The following is a 21,050-nucleotide window of genomic DNA, read 5'->3' as shown; positions in this document are numbered from 1 at the left end:
AATGTTAAGAAAGAAAAAATAACCGCGGAAACCCTAATGGCTTGAAGAATTACTCCTCAGAAACCATCCTTCGACCGGGCTCAGGATGAGCGGATACTCATCCGCCGAAAAAGCTTATGAAATAAAAAACCCGTTCATTCTGAGCTCCGTCGAAGAATGAGCTCCTCCTTTCTTGAGTTTGTTCCTAAGCTTCACTCAGGGACAAGACTTCAAAACTAGTTATTCAAGTTGAGACCATACGGTTTGCCCATTGCAGTTTCATTTAATCAACTTTTCAAGACCGCATCTTCCTCTCTTGCGTTTGGGTTATAATCAGTTAGTTTTGAAGCTTGTCTTTAGTAAGTTTCTCTCGAAAGCAGATTATAGGTCGAAGCCCGCGCATCGGTTGTTATAAAAGGAGGAAAGGGAGATGAGTGAAAACAAAGGCCTGTCCAAGATCATGGAAATCGGGTTCGGTTTCTGGGCGTCTAAAGTTCTGCTAACCGCAGTGGAATTCGAGCTATTCACCGTGCTCGGCAAAAGGGCAATGAGTGGGGAAGAGCTTGGGAAAAAACTAGGACTACATAAACGGGGCATTGGGGATTTCTTCGACACACTGGTTGCTCTCGGGTTTCTGGAACGAGAAGGCAATGGACCGGACGCTCTCTATCGGAATACCGAAGAGTCATCTAAGCTTCTGGATAAAAACAGCCCGAGTTATATAGGCGGAATTCTGGAAATGTGCAATGCCCGTCTTTACAGATATTGGAGTGACCTTGGTGAGGCCCTCAAGACCGGAAAGCCCCAAAGCGAGACCAAGCATGGGCAAAAGCCGATTTTCGAATTGCTCTATGAAAACATGCCTCAGCTTGAGCAGTTCATGGGGGCCATGACCGGCCTGTCCAGGTTTAACTTTGAGGCGCTGGCGGATAAATTTGATTTTTCAAAATACAAGACTTTATGTGACGTGGGCGGGGCGACGGGCCTTCTTTCCATCACCGTAGCCAAAAAGCACCCTCATCTGCACTGCGTATCTTTTGACCTTCCCAGAATACAGCCCATAGCCGAAAAAACGATTGCCAAAGAGGGCCTCTCCGACCGGGTTAAGGCGGTATCGGGAGACTTTTTTAAGGACTCTCTGCCAAAAGCAGACGTCATAACCATGGGGATGATCCTTCACGACTGGAACCTCCAGAAGAAGAAGCATTTGGTCAGGCTGGCTTATGAGGCTTTACCGGAAGGCGGTGCATTTATCGCCGTGGAGAATATCATCGATGATGCCAGAAGGGAAAACGCATTCGGTTTGATGATGTCTCTCAATATGCTCATCGAGTTTGGCGATGCGTTTGATTTCACCGGTAAAGAGTTTTGGGAGTGGTGCCAGGAAGCCGGGTTTAAAAGCTACGAGGTATTACATCTTAACGGACCTTGCAGTGCAGCCATCGCTTATAAGTAACCTCTTTATTGAACCAGGCGCGGTAATGAAGCCATTTGTATTAACTAATAGTTATGTTTAGTAGTTATTAGCCCTATAACATCACCACATTGTAGAAGCAAGAACTAAACACTGAATTCCCGTTTCCGCGGGAATGACGGTTATCATCCGTGTCACGCATATGTCCGCAAATTTATTGACCTGTGACAAATTTTTTCGAATTATGTATATAAGTAAAAAACGAGAGGAGGTAAGGAGTAATGCCAAGGTTTGTTATCGAAAGGGACATCCCCGAAATTGGAACCGTCGAGCGCGAGGCTCTTCGCGAGGCTGCCCATAAGTCCAATTCCGTACTGGAGGAAATGCGGGCGGAGAGAAAGAACATTCAATGGGAGCATAGCTACGTTGCGGATAACAAGACGTTTTGTATTTATATAGCGGATAACGAGGGTCTCATTCACGAACATGCCAAGCGAAGCGGCTTTCCTGCCACGAAGGTGACCCAATTGCGGAAGATTATCGATCCGACTACAGCGGAGGGATAACCCCGCCTGGAGTATTGGATTCTAAATGCGATGCCGGTTCATGGTCCTGCTTTGTTGGGTGGACAAATGTACGGAACGCAGGTGTGCGTTCCGTACAAAAAACAAATCTATTGCCACAATTGGTCGAATTATATTTTTAACTGTATGAGGAACGAGAATAGATGTTTAGGTACGTTCCCACCTCACACTTGCCCCAACTGCCGGTAATAGCGATACCAATCACTCTGAAACCGCTCTTCGGGGTCGTATTTCTTCTTCAGGCGAACAAACTCTCCGAATTGCGGGTAACAGGCTTTAACCTGCTCCGGCGTGGCAAACTTGTGATTGGTGAGATAGTAGCTTCCCCCGCGTTTTATGACCATGTCGATTACCCGGCGGAATGCCTCGGCTGAGTGCTCTATTCCCTCCAGACTATGTACGGTATGGATATGAAAGCTGAACCGGGCATAGGGCCTATTGGCATAGGCTAAGAAGCTCTCGTCATCTTCGGGTAGCACTCCTATATCCCCAAAGATTAAATCCACTTCGTTCTTTCGGAAATCTTCACGCACTTCATCTAGAAATTCTAAGAGGTCGGTTCGCAGGATATAAACTTCTGATGAAATATCCGATGCCTCGGCAGTGCCCAGCATCTGGTCAAGCTGATGGTGGTAGCCTTTGACGTAAAGTCCCATCTGATGCGTGTCTGACCAGAAGAGTTCTCCGGATGTGGAAACGTAGAGATTTGTCAGCCTTTGGAAATATTCCTCCTTATTGGCATGAGCCAGATAGCGCATATTTATCCATTGCTCGTTGGAGGGCAGTTCTTTGTAGTCGGGCAGAGGCTCTGACGAGTCCACCGGGCGGTAACAGACCAGGATCCCTTTCCGAATAAAGTCATTCGATTTCGGGTTGGCGGAGTAAAGGAATGTTCCAAAAGTGAATCCATCGGCCATGCGCTTATCATAGGCTTCCATCACTTCTTCTACACTTATAATCTCGGCAATGCGCTCCATCTTCTGGCGGGGAACCAGGCGCAGGGTAACGGAGTAAATGATACCAAACAAGCCATAGCCACCGATGGCCAGCCTGAAAAGCTCTTCATTCTCACTCCGGCTGCATTTTCTCTCTTTCCCTTCCGCATCTATGAGGACGAAGGACTCGACATCCTGAATGAAAGGCTTCATCTGTAGCGCTTGGCTGTGTATGTTCGAGCCAAGGCATCCGCCCATGGAGAGCCAGTCGGCCGTCTGCTTCTGGGCGATTCCCCACTGGTTTGATTTTTCCTTCTGTGCATTCAGAAGGTAGCCGACCAGTAGGGGCCATTGTATTCCGGCCTCGACCTCTACTGTTCCTTTTTCGGGGTCGAATGCAAGCACCCGGCCTAGAGCAGTCGTATCAATCAAAATTCCGCCGCCGGCGAATTGCTGTCCTCCCATGGCATGCCTGGCGCCGGCGACGCATACTACCTTGTCCTCTCTGCCTGCGCTGATAATCGCCTCCGCAATTGCTTCGGGGGAAGCGGGATAGACGATGCGGTCTACGAGCGTAGGGTTGAGCTCGGTATGGACATCGTTTACCAGAATCCCTTCGGGTTTTGACAAAAAAGTTTCTTTAGTTGCTGTGGACTGGCGCGCGCAACCGGTGGGCCATAAGGGGATGACACCGGATGCTGCTAAGACCGATTTTAAAAATTCCCTTCGGTTCAATCTGACCTCGCCTTTATGGGTTGTTTGCCTGGTTGATGTTGGAGCATTGGACAGTTTGTCATCCCCGAAATCTTTAATCGGGGATCCATTTTTTAACTCTGGATTCCCACTTAATGCATGTGGGAATGACAAGGTATTGGATTCCCGTTTAAATATCTACAAAAGCGCCATTGCCTTCTCTGTCTTACTTTTACGTCACTCGAGTAGAGACGCATTGCAATGCGTCTCTGCAATACAACATGGCACTGCCTTTCGGTTTATTGTCCATTTTCTTCATACGGTATGGACTTAATTTCCACGATATAGCCGTGAATCTCGTTGTCCCCGATGTTCTCCACGGTATGTTTTACCGGCCCTACCCAGATTACCTCTCCTTCTTTTCCCTCGACCTCTACGGCCTTGCCTTCGGGATTGGTGATTTTCACTTTGGTTGGGGTCATCTCGATATGTACGGTTGCCGGATGGGTGTGCATCTCTTGCTTATCTCCGGGCTTCATTCGGAATTCCAGGACCCGTACGTGCTCATTTTCTAATAACACCTTAAACTGCTCGGGTGCCACCTGCACCACGTCCTGAGACATTACCGCTTTGGCGGAGAAGAGAAAAATCAAACCGGCGAAAACACCGGCTAGAAGAAAGCTCGATTTCTTCATGGTGATACCTCCTTGTTTATTCTTGGTTTGTTTAATTGATGTTTCTTCGGGTTATTTTGATATATTGGTTATAGCATAAAGGCTCTCATTTCGCAATTTTTAATATCAGTGAGGGCAAGCACCAATCATAGGGGTATAGGTGCATGGCATGCGTTTCTATATCCAAGATCAAACTTATCCAAAATATAGAGATTGCTTCACCGCAAAAAGAAAGGATAGAATTTTTTGAGGTGTTCGCCATTCGACTCAGTTTATCCTGAGCGAAGCCGAAGGGCTCAGGGCAAACGGGTCTTTTATTCCTGATTAACAGCGGATGCGTGCATCCGCTCATTCCTTCCCCGATTTAATCGGGGATCAACTCAGGACAGGCTCTGAGTTTAATCGAAGGATGTGGTTCTTGAGTTATTCGTCCTTCGATAGTTCGACAGGCTCACTACTCAGGACGAACGGCTCTTTATTTCATTAATCATTTTCAACGGAGTTGTATCAGAATTTTGTGGATGGTTGTCCGCACATTCTGAGTTGATTGGGTTACAGTGCTCAGAGCCTGCCCTGAGCTACGACGAAGGGTCGAAGGAAGGCAAGAATCTTAGGGAACCGCATCGTTCGCCATGATAAATAGTGGCAACCCTCTAGAAGTCAATTAGAATTATCCGGTTAGGAAAGCGAGTTGGAAAATCGGATGGGAAATCGAAAATCAGATTCAGGCCATTCAATTTTGAGCAATCGGGAAGGAATCATTGCTCTCTTTACGATTGCCTGTATCGCCCTTCACCTCGTATTGCGGTTCGGCGTAAAAACGACCGCCGAGGTTTACGGTTTCCCTGTGAGCGAACTGCCCCTGATTGCCAGCCTGGTCTTCGGCGGCATTCCGCTGGTTATTGACCTAGCTATAAAGCTCTTTCGGTTTGAGTTTGGATCCGACCTCTTAGCCGGAATTTCCATAGTCACCTCGGTCCTGCTCGACGAATATCTGGCTGGTTCACTTGTCGTACTGATGCTTTCCGGAGGCGAGGCGCTCGAAGAGTATGCCGTGCGCAGCGCATCTTCGGTCCTGGAAGCACTCGCTAAGCGCATGCCCTCTGTGGCTCATCTTAAAAAAAATAATGGGGAGGTTGTCGACCTGCCCCTTGACGATGTGCGTATCGGGGACACGCTGGTCGTATTTCCTCACGAGATTTGCCCGGTTGACGGGACGGTAATCGAGGGGCACGGGGTAATGGATGAGTCTTACCTGACCGGCGAGCCTTACATGATGTCAAAAACCCCGGGCTCGGAGGTGCTTTCCGGGGCGATCAACGGCGACGAGGCTTTGACCATTCGGGCTAGTAAACTTGCGGTTGATTCGAGATACGCCAAGATCATGCAGGTGATGCGTGAATCGGAGCAGCGGCGCCCTAGAATAAGAAGGCTGGGGGATAAACTCGGAGCGTTTTACACCCCGCTTGCAGTGGCTATCGCTATAGTAGCCTGGGTCGTTAGCGGAGAGCCGGTTCGCTTTCTTGCGGTGATGGTGGTGGCAACACCATGCCCGCTTCTCATAGCCATTCCGGTTGCCATAATCGGTGCAATTTCGCTCGCAGCCAGGCGCGGAATAATCATCAAGGACCCGGCAGTACTGGAGAGTATAGATACCTGCCGAACGGCCATTTTCGACAAGACCGGCACGCTGACCTACGGCCGTCCAAAATTAACGGAGATAATTACCTCTCCCGGTTTTACAAAGGATGAGGTGCTTAAACTCGTTGCCAGCCTGGAGCGGTATTCCAAGCATCCGCTGTCTGGCGCTATACTGGATGCGGCCAAGAAGGCTGACCTGGACCTCCTGGAGGCGGCGGAGATCAGCGAGCGTCCGGGGGAGGGACTGAGCGGAACTATAAACGGACACAAAATATGGATCACCAGTCGGAGCAAGCTTCTAGCCAAATATCCGGAGGCGGCCGATAGGATGCCGCCACCGGGGGGAGGGCTTGAATGTGTAATCGTCGTCGACGGCTCTTATGCCGCCACATTTCATTTTCGTGACCAGCCCCGTAAGGAGGGGGCTTCTTTCATACGCCACCTGAAACCCAAGCACGGCTTTGAGAGGGTCATGATTGTTTCCGGAGACCGGGAATCTGAAGTGCAATACCTGGCCGACCAGGTTGGAATCAAGGAGCTTTATTCCAGCCAAAGCCCGGAGCAGAAGCTTGAGCTTGTCCGTCGGGAAACCAAGCGGGCAAACACCATGTTCATGGGCGACGGAATCAACGATGCTCCGGCACTTACTGCGGCTACCGTGGGGATTGCATTTGGACAGGAAAGCGACATCACTGCGGAGGCGGCGGGGGCGGTAATCATGGAAAACACCCTTAAGAAAGTCGACGAGTTCCTGCATATCAGCAGGCGCATGCGGTCTATTGCATTACAAAGCGCCGTAGGAGGGATGGCTTTAAGTATCTTTGGCATGGTACTAGCGGCCATGGGCTACTTGCCTCCGGTGGCCGGGGCTATCTTGCAAGAAGTTATTGATGTCTTGGCGGTGGTGAACGCCTTGCGGGTATCCTTTCCCCCAAAATCCCTCTCTGATTATTAGTTTTCGCCGGTTGAGTAGATGCATTTAATGACTTTTCAGCACATCACTATAAATTCCGAGGTCTGCGGGGGGAAAACCTTGTATTCGGGGCTTGCGCTTTCCTGTCTCGCGACTGCCCGGTCTTCTGGCTGCAGGAGAAACACCCGAATCAATCTTAAAATCATATCCATACTTGGAACCGGAATACATCCGGGAAGCACTCCGATATTCCGCCCCGCCAGTTGTCATTCTGAAGGAGCATCGTGACTGAAGAATCTTATTTTTACTCATTGTTGACTGCGAGACATTACTTTGAATTGAGCTGTGTTAATCCTCTAGATATATTTTGTATATCTGGAATGAGGTAACTTTATGCAAAGCAGAATCGAGTTGCAGTTAAGCAAATGGAGAAATTCGCTTGGTATCAGGATTCCCAAACATATTGTAGATTCATTGAACCTGAGTCCGAAAGACCGCATGAGCTGTTCTATTGAGAACGGCAAGCTGGTGTTAGAACCTGTACGTCAACCTAAATACAAGTTGGAAGAATTGTTAGCTAAAGTGGACGAGGTTGATGATGAGGTCTTTTGGGGTAAGCTCGAAGGAAAGGAAGCCTGGTGAAGTACGTTCCTAAATATCCTCCTGCGATTTGACCCTCAAGCGGGTCACGAACAAATGGCACGAGACCGGCACTAGTAGTCAGCCATGACGCTTTCAACCGCAAAATGGGATTTGTCTTTGTTTGTCCAGTCAGCAATACCACCCGCAGAAATCCTTTCTATGTGCCTATAGAAGCGGTCAAGAAGGTAACTGGAGTAATCATGGCAGATCAACTACGCTCGCTAGACTATCGGGCCAGGAAAGCCAGTTTCATTGACAGGTGCCCGGAAAGTCTTTTGAATGAGGTGTTGATGAGGATAGAACCGATTCTTTTTAATCCATAGATTGCGCGGATAAACGCGCGTAAAAAAAGAAAGCCGATTCAAAAAGTCTTGGGCTTGTTGCTCTTAGGTATAAAAAGGAACGAAGAAGCAAAGGACAATCTTACAGACCTTGTTCACTTTGCGCTGGAGTGTCAAATAATCTATTTATCCAAAGATTTCTATAGATTAAGATAGATTAAAGAAAAAATAAAAGTTAGAGCAAGTTTAAAGTGGTTAAATAAACTATGGATGCTCGATAAAGCTTGTCCCCGCATGTTATCCGATTAATACTTTCGAATACAAGCCCAAGCGGGGAACATTCTGACATGACAGATAAATGACGCGGCAAACTGATAAGAAAACTGCCCTCGTCTATTTTAATCTGTGCTAATTTGTGTAATCTGTGGATAATAAAGCCATGAACCGAAAGCAAAAACTAGAACTTACCTGGATTGGTAAAGAAAACCACCCCCGGCTAGAGCCGCACATCCTCCTGGAAGACCCGGAAAGGTCTTATCACGCTCCGCACTGCATTACTGACCACGATATCTTCGATAACCGCCTTATCTTCGGCGACAACCGGCTTGCTCCTTCGCTTCTGGAAAAAGATAAGTGGGGCAATTGGGTTATCAATAAATCCTTCAATCCGGCTATGCTTGCCGAGGCGGTCTGTAAGCTGGAGGGGTTTACCTACGCGCCGAGCGATACGGTTTATTGGCAGCACGGGTATTCCACTGAGCGCGACTTCATTTATGTCACCACTCAGAACCTGAGCCACGAACAGCTTCAGCACTTAAGCGACGAGGTTGGCCCGAGCCGCACTCTGCTGGTCATGTGTTCCGCCTTTCGCGGCAAGCCGGACCGCTATCCCAACCTTACGGTTAAGAAGATTCCCAAGACGGTGCTTGCGCGCTGCGAATGGGGAAGGGACGACTACAGCCTGCGTGTGGAGAACTTGCCCAAGGCCCCGCCTGAGCCGGGTCAGCAATTGCTATTTGATGGGAATGGGAAATCCATAGATGTTGTAAGTAGGCGTGGATGAGGAAAGAGGATAAAGCTCTATTTTTTATTTGCATTAATCCGTGGATATGTAGATATCGGCGTAATATTAATTTTTGTTCATGCTTCGATAGGCTCAGCATGACCGGGTTGATTAAGCCAGGGTTCAGGTTGATCGTATCGAACGGTGAATTCAGTTGAGCGAACAAAAAGTTTCTTCCCCCTTTGACGGGGTTAGTATGAGAGTAATAATCCATATAACCGGGGGTTTCGGTGGAATTTAAAATCGGTGACACTCCTCCAGAGATACAGAGGATCTTGATCGAGGGCTACCGCAGAATGACGCCGCGGCAAAAGATGAAACGGGTTAGCGAGCTCTCCAAGGCCGTTCAACAACTCGCCTTAGCCCGGATTCGCAGTCAATACGGCGAAATACCGGATCGTGAGATGAGGCTCCGGTTGGCGTCTTTATGGCTTGATAGAAACACGATGATACGGGTGTTTGGCTGGGACCCTCAAAAGGAAGGTTACTAACATGCTGCTCCCCGACCCGCTCCAAATTACCCGGCGAATTGCGGAGGTGTTCGAGTTCCTTCAAATCCCGTACCTGGTGGGCGGCTCGCTGGCCGGTTCTCTTCATGGGATCCCCCGGTCAACTCAGGATGCGCATATAGTGGCGGACATGAAGCCGATTCATATCGAGCCTTATGTTAAGGCGCTGGAATCGGAATTCTATGTGGATGCGGAAATGATTCGGGAAGCGGTTAACAAATGCTCGTCCTTCAACGTAATCCACCTGGAGACCATGTTTAAAGTTGACGTTTTCCTGCTTGGAGAGGACGAGGTATCTCAAGAGGAGATGGCGCGAAGAAAAAGATTTCAGGTGTCGGAGGAACCAGGAGGGGAGCTGTTTCTAGCCAGCGCGGAAGATGTAATTCTTCAGAAGCTCCACTGGTTTCGGTTGGGTAAAGGCGTTTCTGAACGCCAGTGGAATGATGTATTGGGCGTGTTGCAGGTGCAGGGGAAGAGCCTGGATTTTTCGTACCTCAGGCGGTGCGCCGAAACCATGGGAATTTCGGCTCTTCTGGAGCAAGCGTTGGACGAGGCAGGTATTGCGGAATCAGGAGGTTAGCCTGGATAAAAGAGCCAAGGGTTTTCAACCTCTAGCTCTTTAATTCACGTAACCCGCGGTTATGTAGATATCGGCGCAATACCAATTGTCGTTCATGCTTCGACAGGCTCAGCATGACCGGTTTCATTGAGCCAGCGTTCAGGTTGATCGTGTCGTATGGAGATTTTTGAGCGAGATAGGGTTTGACGCAATGATCGCTCTAAACGGTGAATAAAAAGTATTGAGGTAGAAACATGAACCGTCACGTTAATGCGATAGCCGGGCGTCTCAGCCTTAGGCCTCCTCAGCGCCGTTCTCTGGAGATTCTAGACCGAATTACAGAGATTGTACCGCCGCATAAGGGTGCAGACTTGCAAGCCGCCCTCTCTGCCGTGAGAAGCGAATTCCCGACGGTTACGGATTTTGAACGCGAGTTCCCCTCATTCTGCTTCGCTCTTGCAACAGGGGTAGGGAAAACCAGGCTTATGGGCGCATTCATCAGCTATTTGCACCTGGCCCACGGTATAAATAACTTCTTCGTTTTGGCCCCCAATCTCACGATCTATAACAAGCTCATTACCGACTTCACGCCTAACACCCCTAAGTACGTATTCAAGGGCATTGCCGAGTTTGCCGCCGAGCCGCCGCAGATTATCACCGGCGACAACTATGAGGCCACGGCGGTCACGCTCTTTGATGTGCTTTTGCGCTGCAAGGTCAATATATTCAACATCTCCAAAATCAATTCCGAGGTGCGCGGGGGAAAAGCTCCACGCATCAAACGTCTTTCAGAATACATCGGCGAGAGCTACTTTGATTACCTTGCCGGTCTTGACGACCTGGTGTTGATTATGGATGAATCTCACCGTTACCGTGCCTCAGCAGGCGTGCGGGCTATAAATGAGCTGAAACCCGTGCTGGGGCTTGAGCTTACGGCAACTCCCTTTGTCGAAACCAGCCGGGGTGCTGTAGCGTTTAAAAACGTGGTCTATGACTACCCTCTGGCAAAGGCCATGGCAGACGGGTTTGTGAAAGAGCCTGCGGTGGTTACTCAAAAGAACTTCGACCCAAGTCAGTTTACACCTGCACAGATCGAAGAAATCAAGCTCCAGGACGGGGTGCGCCTACACGAGAACACCAGAGTCGAGCTTGAAACCTACGCCCGGCAGACGGAAAACCACATTGTTAAGCCCTTCATGTTGATAATCGCCCGGGATACTACCCATGCATCTCAACTCATGGGGTTGATACAGTCGGATAAGTTCTTCGACGGACAGTATAAAGACAAGGTGATTCAGGTGGACTCAAGCAGGACAGGTGCGGAAGAAGACGAGATGGTAGAGCGTCTCCTTGCTGTGGAAGACCCCAACGAGCCGACTGAGATTGTCATCCACGTAAACATGCTAAAGGAAGGTTGGGACGTGACTAATCTCTACACAATTGTTCCGTTACGGGCAGCAAATGCACGGACGCTGATCGAGCAGTCCATCGGGCGCGGTCTCCGCCTGCCCTACGGGAAGCGTACAGGAGTGAGCGCAGTGGACCGTTTGAGCATTGTTGCCCATGACCGTTTCCAGGAGATAATTGACGAAGCGAACCGTCCCGACTCGGTCATCCGATTACAACAAATTGTTCTCGACCCGAATACGGACCTGCAAAAGATGCGTACTGTAGTGGCACAGCCTAACATTGCTGAACAGCTTGGTGACCCGGTAGCGCAGGCTTCATTAAGTACAGGACAGACTTTGCCGACCCAAACTGTATTCACCACCGAGGTCGAGCGTAAGATTGCGCAGAAGGCTTATGAAGTGATAAAAAAATATGAGAGCCTGCCTAGCTCAACTGACTTGCTAAAGCCGGAGGTTCAGAAGAGGATTGCTGAAGAGGTGTCACAAAATATAGCACCGGTTCAGCAAACACTTCCTGGCGTTACTAAGACTCCCGATATCACTTCCATTGTGGCGAAAACTGTACAGCTTGTTGTGGATCAGACTATAGACATCCCTCGTATTCTGGTCGTGCCGAAGGGCGAGGTAACGACGGGTTTTCACCCATTCACTCTGGATTGCTCTACTATTCGCTATCAGCCTGTGGAAAGAGACCTGCTAATCCAGCACCTCCGCACCCACGCACAGGAGACGTTGAGCTTCGGTAGAAGCCTGCAGCAAGAACTCAGGCTTGAAGACTACCTGGTCCGCGGTCTAATTGATTTTGACGATATCTCATACGATGACCATGCCGACCTGCTCTACGATCTAGCCGGGCAGATGGTAGCACATCTGAGATCGTATCTGTCTGAAGAGGACACCCGGAACGTATTGATCTACCATCAGAAGCAGCTTGCTGCTTTTATTCATGCGCAGATGCAGGCTCACCAGTGGGAAAAGGCGACGGACTATGAAGTGGTTGTGAGCAAAGGGTTCACAGAACTCAAGGAAAGCGCCTATACGGCAAGCGAGCCTATACACGACTTCCGTGAAACTGTGAATGACAAAAGCCGTATCGCCCAGATGCTGTTCGGAGGGTTTCAGCGATGCTTGTATCCAATTCAGAAGTTCCAGTCGGATACCGAGAGAAAGTTGGCTGTCATACTCGACCGTGAATCGCTCAAGTGGTTTAAGCCGGCTAAAGGACAGTTCCAAATCTTTTACAAATCAGGACTTGAGCATCTCGAATATGTGCCGGACTTTGTAGCCGAGACGGAGAACTGTATTTATATGCTTGAGCCTAAAGCCAGAAGTGAGATTACCGATGCGGATGTATTGGCTAAGAAAGATGCAGCTATCCGTTGGTGTGAACATGCTACCAAGCACGCTGTGAGCAATGGGGGTAAGCCTTGGCGCTATGCGCTCATTCCTCACGATGTGATTGCTGAAAACATGACGCTTTCTGGATTGGTTGCCTAGAATCAAGGTATTAGTAATAACCAGGATCTAACCAAATGGGCACAGCCTTGTCTAGTTGCATCTAACCCAGCAGTTTTGCTTCCCTAACGGTCACTCGGAGAGAAGTAAAGAGTCTATACTTCACCAAGATTCTTCGGGCACGTCCCGGCCTCCTTGCCGACTTTAACACATCCTTCGACCGGGCTCAGAGCCTGTCCTGAGTTGATCCCCGATTAAATCGGGGAAGGAATGAGGGGATATATATCCGCTAAAATGATTAACGAAATAAAAACCGTTCATTCTGAGTAGTGAGCCTGTCGAACTATCGAAGAATGAACACCTCAAGAGACTTCATCCTTCGATTGACCCTAGATAAACTCAGCCTTAATTCTATTAGGGAACTATCTGAATTACAGACGCTAAAAGTGATTAAGCTAATTTATTTGGAAGGATGTAAATTATCCCGACGTCGTATCACAAATCAAATCTTGATTATTACAATGTATTAGAACCAATAGCATTAGACAATAAAATTTTCAAACATTCAATCCTCTTTTTTTATTCTGGACAACCTACTATAGCACGTGTCAAATGGACCTAACTAACTGGAAGCATTAGGTATTCAATACAGATTATGGTTTCAGTTTTTATATCGGTGCATTCTCTGAGTAAGAGATTCGTGAACTTCTGTACCCTCTTTACTTAAGCTGTTTATACATCATCCGTCTTTTGAAATACTGGATTCCCGCTTGCGCGGGAATGACAAACCGGGTGGTTCCCATTCATCTCTTACACTAGGACAAGCTTTGTGGGAATAACGCTTTAGGCGGCATATCTCATGAGCATATAGGTGGCAAGGGTAAAAATAGGAAGGGTTAGCCCGTCCGGGCTAACCCTTCTCCCGTCGCCCGTTATTTACGGCTTAATTTTATACTGTAGACGGTTGTCGTCCCGCTTATTTCGTTTCCTACGACCAGGAGGGGCTTCCCGTTCGGGCTATCTTCCTGAGAAATGAATATTATGCTCTCCGGTCCCAGGTCTCCGGCGGCAGGATTTGACGCTCCGTTAATCTCCGCATCAACATTAAAATTACGGTTGTTCAAATACTGGATAAACCTGGGCGCCTTGGGGTTTGTAACTTCGTAAACCATTATCCCGCCGATGCGTTCGAGTCCGATGAACGCGTAGCTTTTAGAGCCGATCTTTCCCACCGCAATTGCCTCGGGCTCCGGACCTTTGTCGTCGCTCCTGGAGTCGAATGAGTCGTTATCTTCGTTATCAGAGTTGAAGTTTACAGGCAGTTTAAATGCAGTTATTTTTTCAAAGTCATCGCCGCTATCAAAGACCAGGTTTCCGAACGAGTCCCAGATGGAGAATGACCTTGCTCCAAAGGAAAAAAGCTTATCGAAAATACCATCTTTATCTAAATCGCCCAGTATGTTGGTAATCTTTAACCTGCCTAGGTTTGTCTCATCCTGTAGCTGTGCCGCATCTGTAAATACTGTAGGATCAAGGGTTAAGTCTTCTATCCTCTCCTCCTCGGAGAAGAACTCGAAATCCCTGGTATCACCCTCGTTGGCGGTAACGTAGTAGGTCATGCCGTTTGCCTGGAACGAAGCAATGGTGTCAGGCTGGTACATCCCGAATACGGGCCAGTTCTTTAAGTTTATCACTCCATCTTTGTCGCTTGCGTCGAGCCTGTTTCCTTTCTTAAACGAGATTAACCCCAGCACCGGAACTAAACCGGCAGACCCTTCAATGCCAAAGTCGTTATCGTTAAGCACGGCAATAGTGCCGTCTGGAAGTATGGTGATTCCCTCCGGCTTGTCGCTCGGAAGGTAGCCTATAGAGGGCAGGTTGAGAACCTTAATTTTATTCACCGGTATTATTCCCATAGCCGGCAGGTCGTTTGGCGACGTCTGTTCAAGCGTATTCGTTGCCATCTCATCGGCAATCGCCAGCCCTCTTATGTTTGTAGCGCCCTTTAAGTCCACTTCATATACGAACTTCTTCCCTCTCGGGTCTATAGCGCTGTCTCTTTCGATAACCAGAAATTTATCGTTGCCGATAAAGACGGCATCTCCGATCTTGTCCACTATGTCCAGGATATGGGTAGGACCTTCCAGTAAATACACATACTCGGATATTGGCTTAAGGTAGGTCGGGGAACTGGGATCGCTCACATCGACTCCCAATATCCTCAAGACTAAGGAACTGCGGGTGGAGCTGTCCGGATTATCCAGCGGTGATTGTATGAATGCATAAAGAATCCTTTTTTCGGTATCCAGGGCCACAGCCTCAAACCCGCGGTTGCCCCTCCGTTTGTTATAAACCTCAGGCAAATTTTCAAGGCCATAAAATCCCTCTGTGTTTCCTTCCGGCCCAAAAACCTGTTCTTTAAGTGTACTGTCTCCAAGGAGATGCGTGTTTATTGGCACCAGTCTTTCGAGCAGGACTCCGGCAGGGCTGAAGTGGTAGATAGCCGGTCTATACTCGTCGACCATCCAGAATGAATTGTCCTTAGGGTCGCGAACCACGCCCTCTATATCCGCACCAAACGGGTCATAGGGCAGCGGGTTTCCGGCGGCATCAACCGGGACTTCGTCGAAACCGGGGATGTTGGGGAGACCGGTGATGGGGACGTTGCCATCGCGTTTTAGAAGTATCGTCTCGTTGCTCTTGATTACCGATTTTCCGGATTGTAGATTGACGTCGAAGAAAACTATCCTCGCCTGATAGTCGGGGAGATTAAACGTTCTTGCACCGGCTACCACGTCACTGCCGTTCGGTCCTCTGTCCGGCACAGTAATGAACCTGAGGACGTTTTTGTTTTTCTTGCCATCAAACCAGATTCCGGAGAAACCGCCCAATTTTATCCTGAGCCCGGTGGCATCAGTCCCCAGGCGGGGAAGGCTAACGAAAGGAAAAAGGTTGAGTTTAGGCTGTCCCTTGCCGTGGTCTTTAAACCCGAGCGGCAAGACATCCACAATAAAAGGGGCCTGCGGATTCGTGGTATTTATCACTGCAAATCCATTCGCTTCCTGCAGGGTAACGAATGCCTGGGTGCCGTCCGGGGAGAATGTGCCAAATTCCGGTTCAACCTCCCTGGAGAAAGGAACACCCGGCTGGAGTTTCAGTCCTTTAGCGACGAATTCAGCCTCTCTTCCGTCAAAACCGGTGAAGTCTAGATTAGTGACGAATGCGTTCTGGACCCCGGATGAAACGTCGATTATGCTTACAGAGCCTTTGGGGTTGTCGACTAGGTTTCCTTCATCGTCCTCGACCGGTTCACCCTCGTTTGAAACAAGGACCAGGTTTCCGTTATTGGAAAACTTCAGGGCATCGGGAAGAACCCCAACCCCAACTGAATTTAGAAACGTACCGTCGGTATTGTAAAAGGCCGCGAACCCGTTCTGGGTAGGGTCGTCGTTCTCCACCGCGATCGCCACTATTCCGTTCTTGACATCAACGCTGTTGATCCCTCCGTTGGGATCTATATTATCGGTGACGTCTATGGAGAATAGTTTTGTCGGATTGGTTGGGTCGCTTATATCGAGGACGTCGACTACGGAAGCGTCGGCGTTGATTACAAATACTCTTTGGGTTACCGGGTCATGAGCTACGATTTCCGACGCTCCTTCGGCGAAGACGCCGGTAGCATAGGTGCCGATAGGACTGAGTGATATCTCGGCTTTGGCGGTGAGGTTAAACCCCAGAAGCAAGAGCAGGGCCAGCGGTATGTGTTTCATGTTTCTCATGGGTTAATTTCCTCCTTTAAGAAAGTTCAGGAATTAAAATTGGAAATTATTAAGGAGGTGTTAACGTGTGGTTAGTTCTGGGTAAAAATTTTTAACTTTTATTCAGAACTTTTTGGATTACCGGATATGCTAATATATATATAGTTATTCATTTGCTGGCTTGGATATTTCCTGGGATGTTAGACTAACGAGCGTTCGCCATTAAGATTAAGGAAGAGCGCATGGCCGAAGCACTTGTTAGATAAATTAGCCATAAAAATATTTGAAGTTCACTGTTAATCACCTTGATGCTAGCTTGTGGACTTGTTTCTTCAGTTTTGTAAGGGGAGGTGATTTTATGAATAACCGGAAAGAAAAAGAGAGCGGCCTTTACAAAAATTCATTAACTGAAAACAAGGTAGTAGATGAAACTAAAGCCGTTTCAGAAAAATCGATGGACGATAAACTTGACCAGGCCTTGGCTGATACTTTCCCGGCCAGTGACCCACTTCCATGGACATCGGATCCAAGCGAAGATATATCTTAGAGAAAAGGCTGTTAGAGAGAACCAAAAGGATAACCGGGAAAAGACAATTTTAAGAGGAGAAACACTGAAAATGGCCAGACTACCTTATGCCAGTTTAGCACCGGAGGCTTATAAACGCCTGCGCGCCCTTTCCGATTATCTCCTAAAGTCGGGACTAGGAGAAGACCTCCTTAATTTGGTTTATCTTCGCATCTCCCAAATTAACGGCTGTCCATACTGTGTGGATTTGCATTGGAGAGATGCAATCAAAGCGGGGGAAGACCCGAAGCGCTTGAACGGAGTAGTGCTGTGGCGTGATATGCCGTTCTTCACGGACAGGGAAAAGGCGGCGCTGGCCTGGGCGGAAGCAGTAACCCGCCTTCGCCACCAGCGCGTATCCGAAGAGGAGTTTGAAAATGCCAGGCACCATTTCACCGACAAAGAACTCGTCGACCTGACGTTTGCCGTCGCCAACATGAACGCTTTGAATCGCATAGCGATTGCCATGCATCAGACACCTCCGGTAAAGAAAGGAGTAGCATAGGGCTGATAAACTGCACTCATAATCGGCAAGCCGGGAATGGACGATGCAGCCGAGCTAGGTACACTATTCTAAACCGGACCATCAGCTTAGCGATGAATCCAACATTTTAAAAGCTTAATTAGAAGGGGGAATTGAAATGAAACCAAACATAGACCTTACCGACGAACAGCGCGGGGGCGTGGTGCTCATACTAAACGCCCTCCTTTCGGATGAATACATTCTCTACACCAAGACCAGAAACTATCACTGGAATGTGGTGGGGCATCAGTTCCATAGTCTCCATAAGTTTTTCGAGGAGCAGTACAACGCGCTCGACGAGATAATAGACGAAGTGGCCGAGCGCGCCCGCTCGCTCGGCGGACGGTCGCTCGGAACACTGGAGGAGTTCTTGAGACACACTAGGCTGAAAGAGGAACCAGGCAAGAATCTAAGCGATATGAAAATGCTCTCAAATCTCTTGGCTGACCACGAGGCAATTATTCGGCATTTACGAGTCGACTTAGAAATGTGTTATGACAAGTTTAAAGATATGGGGACGAACGATTTCCTCACCGGACTCATGGAAAAACACGAAAAGATGGCCTGGATGTTGAGGTCGTTTTTGGAAGGCAAATGAGTGTCATCGAAAAAACTAGGGGCACGCTCCATCGTGCCCCCAGAACCAATCTAAAAAATTTGTAGAAGCAATTTACGAACAATCTTTACTTTAACATCTCCGTGGAGTATTCTAAGGATTCGCATGTACTTTCCAGTTCTAATTGCGATGAATGGGGAGACTGAATAAACTAATCCAGTCTGCCTACAACTTGTGAAAAAAAATTAAAAGTGAGGCCGGCTTCGCATGAGTCCACTGCTCAGCGGTTCCCTCTTTCACAGTTCGCCATTCAATCCAAGCTCACCTCATGCGCAAGTAATCTCGGATTTGTTCATCCTGGTTTTGTACATATCGGCCGTTATTTTCCTGGTCGTCTTCGGCTCACTCCTGTATGCCATCCTGCGCTACCGAGGCAAACCAGGCCAGCCGGACCCGGCGCAGGAATTCGGCAATGCAAAGATTGAAATCGTTTGGACTGCCTTACCTTTTTTAATCGTGGTTTTTCTCTGCGTCTTCACGGTCAAAACCATGTATTCAGCAGACCCGCCGGCTAAAGGGGGGGACCCGGACCTGGTGATAATCGGCCATCAGTGGTGGTGGGAAGCGCGCTATCCAAAGTCCGGCGTCGTTACCGCCAACGAAATTCATATACCTGTCGGCAAAAATTTCTTGGTTCGGCTGGAGTCAGCGGACGTGATTCACGATTTTTGGGTACCGCAGTTGAGCCGAAAGATGGATGCGGTTCCTGGGCAGGTTAATTATATATGGTTACAAGCCAGCGAAGCAGGCACATACCTGGGCGCTTGCTCGGAGTACTGTGGGGCGCAGCATGCCTGGATGCGCATAAGGGTCATAGCCCAACCTGAAGCAGAGTTTGAAAAATGGCAACAAGAACAGCTTAAAGTTCCGTCAAAGCCTACTACCGGGGAGGTAGCACTAGGAGCGGAGCTATTTGAGAGATTGACCTGCGTTAATTGCCACACCATTTCCGGTACAATCGCTGAAGCTAACGTCGGCCCCGACCTTACACACCTGGCCAGTCGGCAGACGCTCGGGGCAGGAATATTAGAAAACACACCATCTAACCTTGCCAGATGGTTGGCCAATCCACATGCGGTAAAGCCCGGAGTACTGATGCCCAACATGAAACTTACTGAAAGTGAGATAAATCTTTTGGTTGCATATCTGGGGACTCTTAAATGAGCGAAACACCGATAGCCTCGGAGACCGTTGATTCTGTTTCCAAGGTCGAAGAATATAAGGGCCTTTACAGTTGGGTAGCCTCTGTAGACCATAAACAGATCGGCATTCTGTATCTTATCTTCACCATCATATTTTTATTACTGGGAGGTATTGAGGCATTACTCCTTCGCATTCAGCTAGCCCAGCCAACCAGCACTTTTCTTTCGCCCCAGGCCTACAATCAGCTTTTCACCATGCACGGAACGACCATGATATTTCTGGTGGTCATGCCCATGTTGATCGGCCTGGCCACTTACCTGGTACCACTCATGATTGGCGCACGGGACATGGCTTTTCCTCGTCTCAATGCCTTGAGTTTCTGGCTGCTGGTCTTTGGCGGTCTCTTGCTTTATTACAGCTTCATCACCCAGGGCGGCGCTCCGAACGTAGGCTGGTTTAGCTACGCCCCGCTCAGTGAAAAGCCCTTCTCTCTCTGGACTGGCGGCGTGGATTACTGGGCGCTCGGGCTGCTCGTCGCCGGAATAGGCACAGTTTCTTCCGGTGTTAATCTCATCACTACCATCTTTGCCCTGCGAGCAGAGGGGTTGACTATAAGACGGCTTCCGCTATTCGTGTGGATGGTGCTGGTTAACTCCTTTTTGATCATCCTGGCGCTCTCAATCCTGAACGCCTCACTGGTGATGCTGCTAGCGGATAGGCTTTTAGGAGCGCACTACTTCAGGCCCGCTACCGGCGGCTCTGCTATTTTATGGCAGCATCTGTTCTGGGCTTTTGGCCATCCAGAGGTTTATATCATGGTACTGCCTGCCTTTGGCATTCTTTCTGAGGTCATTCCGGTCTTCTCCCGTAAACCTATATTTGGGTATGAGTTTGTGGCCGGTTCCACGGTTGCCATCGGCCTACTTAGCTTCGGGGTGTGGGCGCATCATATGTTCACAGTGGGCCTGGGACACATTTTGGACAGCTTTTTCGGCATAGCCAGCATGCTCATCGCCATTCCCACCGGGGTCAAGATTTTCAACTGGATAGCCACGATGTGGGGAGGCTCGATTCGATTCACCACGGCCATGCTCTTCGCCGTGGCATTCCTGGTGCAGTTCACGGTTGGCGGTCTTAGCGGTGTGCACTTCGCCGTAGTCCCCATAGACTGGCAGACGACCGATACCTATTACGTGGTGGCGCATTTTCATTACGTGCTATTCGGAGGCACGTTTTTTGGAATAATGGCCGGAATATATTACTGGTTTCCAAAGATAACCGGGCGGATGCTCTCAGAGGGGTTGGGCAAGATCCACTTCTGGACGATGTTAATCGGTTTTAACCTCACATTCTTCGTGCAGCACATCCTCGGACTGATAGGCATGCCTCGGCGCGTATACACCTATCCCGACCTGCCGCACTGGGGGATGCTGAACCTGGTCTCCACCATAGGCGCTTTCATTCTGGCGCTGTCAGTGCTGGTATTTGTCTGGAATATAATCGCCAGCCTGCGAAACGGAAAGCCCGCCGGCGATAATCCCTGGGACGCCTGGACGCTTGAGTGGGCGACCACATCCCCGCCACCGGTCCATAACTTCGACCGGCTCCCGCCCATAAGGGGAAGGAGACCATTATGGGACTTCACTCATCCGGACAAGGCCGATTGGAAAGTGCATGAAAAAAATGGGACGTGA

Annotated in this window: 16 protein-coding genes and 2 pseudogenes; 15 read left to right on the top strand and 3 right to left on the bottom strand. The window is 49.0% G+C overall.

The genetic code is table 11. The annotated features are described in order from the left end of the window. Positions 1 to 409 precede the first annotated feature (409 nt). Positions 410 to 1,435: a methyltransferase gene (locus VNN20_14100; GenBank protein HWP93321.1), complete on the top strand. Its 1,026-nt coding sequence runs from the start codon at positions 410 to 412 to the stop codon at positions 1,433 to 1,435. 239 nt (positions 1,436 to 1,674) lie between these two features. Further along, on the top strand, positions 1,675 to 1,959 hold the full coding sequence (locus tag VNN20_14095; GenBank protein ID HWP93320.1) for a DUF4242 domain-containing protein: 285 nt from the start codon (positions 1,675 to 1,677) through the stop codon (positions 1,957 to 1,959). A 182-nt stretch (positions 1,960 to 2,141) separates the two neighbouring features. Here VNN20_14095 and VNN20_14090 read toward each other — a convergent pair whose 3' ends face one another. Together VNN20_14090 and VNN20_14085 are read right to left on the bottom strand one after the other, a co-directional pair. Further along, positions 2,142 to 3,647 carry an FAD-binding oxidoreductase gene (locus tag VNN20_14090; protein ID HWP93319.1) on the bottom strand — a complete coding sequence of 502 codons (1,506 nt, stop codon included), beginning with the start codon at positions 3,645 to 3,647 and terminating at the stop codon, positions 2,142 to 2,144. 257 nt (positions 3,648 to 3,904) lie between these two features. Continuing rightward, positions 3,905 to 4,300 (bottom strand): cytoplasmic protein, encoded by a 396-nt coding sequence (locus VNN20_14085; protein ID HWP93318.1) that lies wholly within the window; start codon positions 4,298 to 4,300, stop codon positions 3,905 to 3,907. 682 nt (positions 4,301 to 4,982) lie between these two features. Between VNN20_14085 and VNN20_14080 the strand changes: the two genes are divergently transcribed. From VNN20_14080 to VNN20_14045, 8 genes and pseudogenes are all read left to right on the top strand, one after another. Further along, on the top strand, positions 4,983 to 6,875 hold the full coding sequence (locus VNN20_14080) for a heavy metal translocating P-type ATPase (protein ID HWP93317.1): 1,893 nt from the start codon (positions 4,983 to 4,985) through the stop codon (positions 6,873 to 6,875). Between the two features lie 91 nt (positions 6,876 to 6,966). Then, entirely contained in the window at positions 6,967 to 7,125 is a 159-nt protein-coding gene (locus tag VNN20_14075) for a DUF433 domain-containing protein (GenBank protein ID HWP93316.1), read from the top strand. Positions 7,126 to 7,226: 101 nt separating this feature from the next. After that, on the top strand, positions 7,227 to 7,475 hold the full coding sequence (locus VNN20_14070; GenBank protein ID HWP93315.1) for an AbrB/MazE/SpoVT family DNA-binding domain-containing protein: 249 nt from the start codon (positions 7,227 to 7,229) through the stop codon (positions 7,473 to 7,475). A 92-nt stretch (positions 7,476 to 7,567) separates the two neighbouring features. Continuing rightward, positions 7,568 to 7,798, top strand: a pseudogene (locus VNN20_14065) (type II toxin-antitoxin system PemK/MazF family toxin). Between the two features lie 559 nt (positions 7,799 to 8,357). Beyond that, a pseudogene (locus tag VNN20_14060) lies at positions 8,358 to 8,819 on the top strand (site-specific DNA-methyltransferase). A gap of 230 nt (positions 8,820 to 9,049) precedes the next feature. Continuing rightward, positions 9,050 to 9,310 carry a hypothetical protein gene (locus VNN20_14055; GenBank protein ID HWP93314.1) on the top strand — a complete coding sequence of 87 codons (261 nt, stop codon included), beginning with the start codon at positions 9,050 to 9,052 and terminating at the stop codon, positions 9,308 to 9,310. Position 9,311: 1 nt separating this feature from the next. Beyond that, positions 9,312 to 9,908: a hypothetical protein gene (locus tag VNN20_14050; protein HWP93313.1), complete on the top strand. Its 597-nt coding sequence runs from the start codon at positions 9,312 to 9,314 to the stop codon at positions 9,906 to 9,908. A 233-nt stretch (positions 9,909 to 10,141) separates the two neighbouring features. Continuing rightward, positions 10,142 to 12,793 (top strand): DEAD/DEAH box helicase family protein, encoded by a 2,652-nt coding sequence (locus VNN20_14045; protein HWP93312.1) that lies wholly within the window; start codon positions 10,142 to 10,144, stop codon positions 12,791 to 12,793. 890 nt (positions 12,794 to 13,683) lie between these two features. Here the strand turns inward: VNN20_14045 and VNN20_14040 are convergent. Next, entirely contained in the window at positions 13,684 to 16,530 is a 2,847-nt protein-coding gene (locus VNN20_14040; protein HWP93311.1) for a choice-of-anchor I family protein, read from the bottom strand. 337 nt (positions 16,531 to 16,867) lie between these two features. Here VNN20_14040 and VNN20_14035 point away from each other — a divergent pair, with 337 nt between their 5' ends. The 5 genes from VNN20_14035 (at position 16,868) to ctaD (ending at position 21,050) form a co-directional block, all read left to right on the top strand. After that, on the top strand, positions 16,868 to 17,056 hold the full coding sequence (locus VNN20_14035) for a hypothetical protein (protein HWP93310.1): 189 nt from the start codon (positions 16,868 to 16,870) through the stop codon (positions 17,054 to 17,056). Positions 17,057 to 17,126: 70 nt separating this feature from the next. Next, positions 17,127 to 17,579, top strand: a complete 453-nt coding sequence (locus tag VNN20_14030) for a carboxymuconolactone decarboxylase family protein (GenBank protein HWP93309.1) — start codon at positions 17,127 to 17,129, stop codon at positions 17,577 to 17,579. Positions 17,580 to 17,715: 136 nt separating this feature from the next. Beyond that, a complete protein-coding gene (locus tag VNN20_14025) occupies positions 17,716 to 18,195 on the top strand; it encodes a DNA starvation/stationary phase protection protein (GenBank protein HWP93308.1) in 480 nt (159 codons plus the stop codon). Between the two features lie 225 nt (positions 18,196 to 18,420). Further along, the gene (gene coxB / locus VNN20_14020) at positions 18,421 to 19,377 is read left to right on the top strand and encodes a cytochrome c oxidase subunit II (GenBank protein HWP93307.1); all 957 of its coding nucleotides are present in this window, start codon (positions 18,421 to 18,423) and stop codon (positions 19,375 to 19,377) included. After that, complete coding sequence (ctaD, locus tag VNN20_14015; GenBank protein HWP93306.1) at positions 19,374 to 21,050, top strand: cytochrome c oxidase subunit I; 1,677 nt, start codon at positions 19,374 to 19,376, stop codon at positions 21,048 to 21,050. The genes coxB and ctaD overlap by 4 nt, the downstream gene beginning before the upstream one ends.

The organism is Thermodesulfobacteriota bacterium, from assembly GCA_035559815.1.
Lineage (GTDB): Bacteria > Desulfobacterota_D > UBA1144 > Nemesobacterales > CSP1-2 > DATMAT01.
The sequence above is the reverse complement of the archived record's forward strand: the minus strand, read 5'-3'. Positions and strand labels throughout refer to the sequence as shown.

What these genes read in the sequence shown, in the direction of transcription:
- VNN20_14100 (HWP93321.1), top strand. Translation starts at nt 410, where the DNA reads ATGAGTGAAAACAAAGGCCTGTCCAAGATCATGGAAATCGGGTTCGGT.
- VNN20_14095 (HWP93320.1), top strand. Translation starts at nt 1,675, where the DNA reads ATGCCAAGGTTTGTTATCGAAAGGGACATCCCCGAAATTGGAACCGTC.
- VNN20_14085 (HWP93318.1), bottom strand. Translation starts at nt 4,300, where the DNA reads ATGAAGAAATCGAGCTTTCTTCTAGCCGGTGTTTTCGCCGGTTTGATT.
- VNN20_14080 (HWP93317.1), top strand. Translation starts at nt 4,983, where the DNA reads ATGGGAAATCGAAAATCAGATTCAGGCCATTCAATTTTGAGCAATCGG.
- VNN20_14070 (HWP93315.1), top strand. Translation starts at nt 7,227, where the DNA reads ATGCAAAGCAGAATCGAGTTGCAGTTAAGCAAATGGAGAAATTCGCTT.
- VNN20_14050 (HWP93313.1), top strand. Translation starts at nt 9,312, where the DNA reads ATGCTGCTCCCCGACCCGCTCCAAATTACCCGGCGAATTGCGGAGGTG.
- VNN20_14045 (HWP93312.1), top strand. Translation starts at nt 10,142, where the DNA reads ATGAACCGTCACGTTAATGCGATAGCCGGGCGTCTCAGCCTTAGGCCT.
- VNN20_14040 (HWP93311.1), bottom strand. Translation starts at nt 16,530, where the DNA reads ATGAGAAACATGAAACACATACCGCTGGCCCTGCTCTTGCTTCTGGGG.
- VNN20_14035 (HWP93310.1), top strand. Translation starts at nt 16,868, where the DNA reads ATGAATAACCGGAAAGAAAAAGAGAGCGGCCTTTACAAAAATTCATTA.
- VNN20_14030 (HWP93309.1), top strand. Translation starts at nt 17,127, where the DNA reads ATGGCCAGACTACCTTATGCCAGTTTAGCACCGGAGGCTTATAAACGC.
- VNN20_14025 (HWP93308.1), top strand. Translation starts at nt 17,716, where the DNA reads ATGAAACCAAACATAGACCTTACCGACGAACAGCGCGGGGGCGTGGTG.
- coxB (HWP93307.1), top strand. Translation starts at nt 18,421, where the DNA reads ATGAGTCCACTGCTCAGCGGTTCCCTCTTTCACAGTTCGCCATTCAAT.
- ctaD (HWP93306.1), top strand. Translation starts at nt 19,374, where the DNA reads ATGAGCGAAACACCGATAGCCTCGGAGACCGTTGATTCTGTTTCCAAG.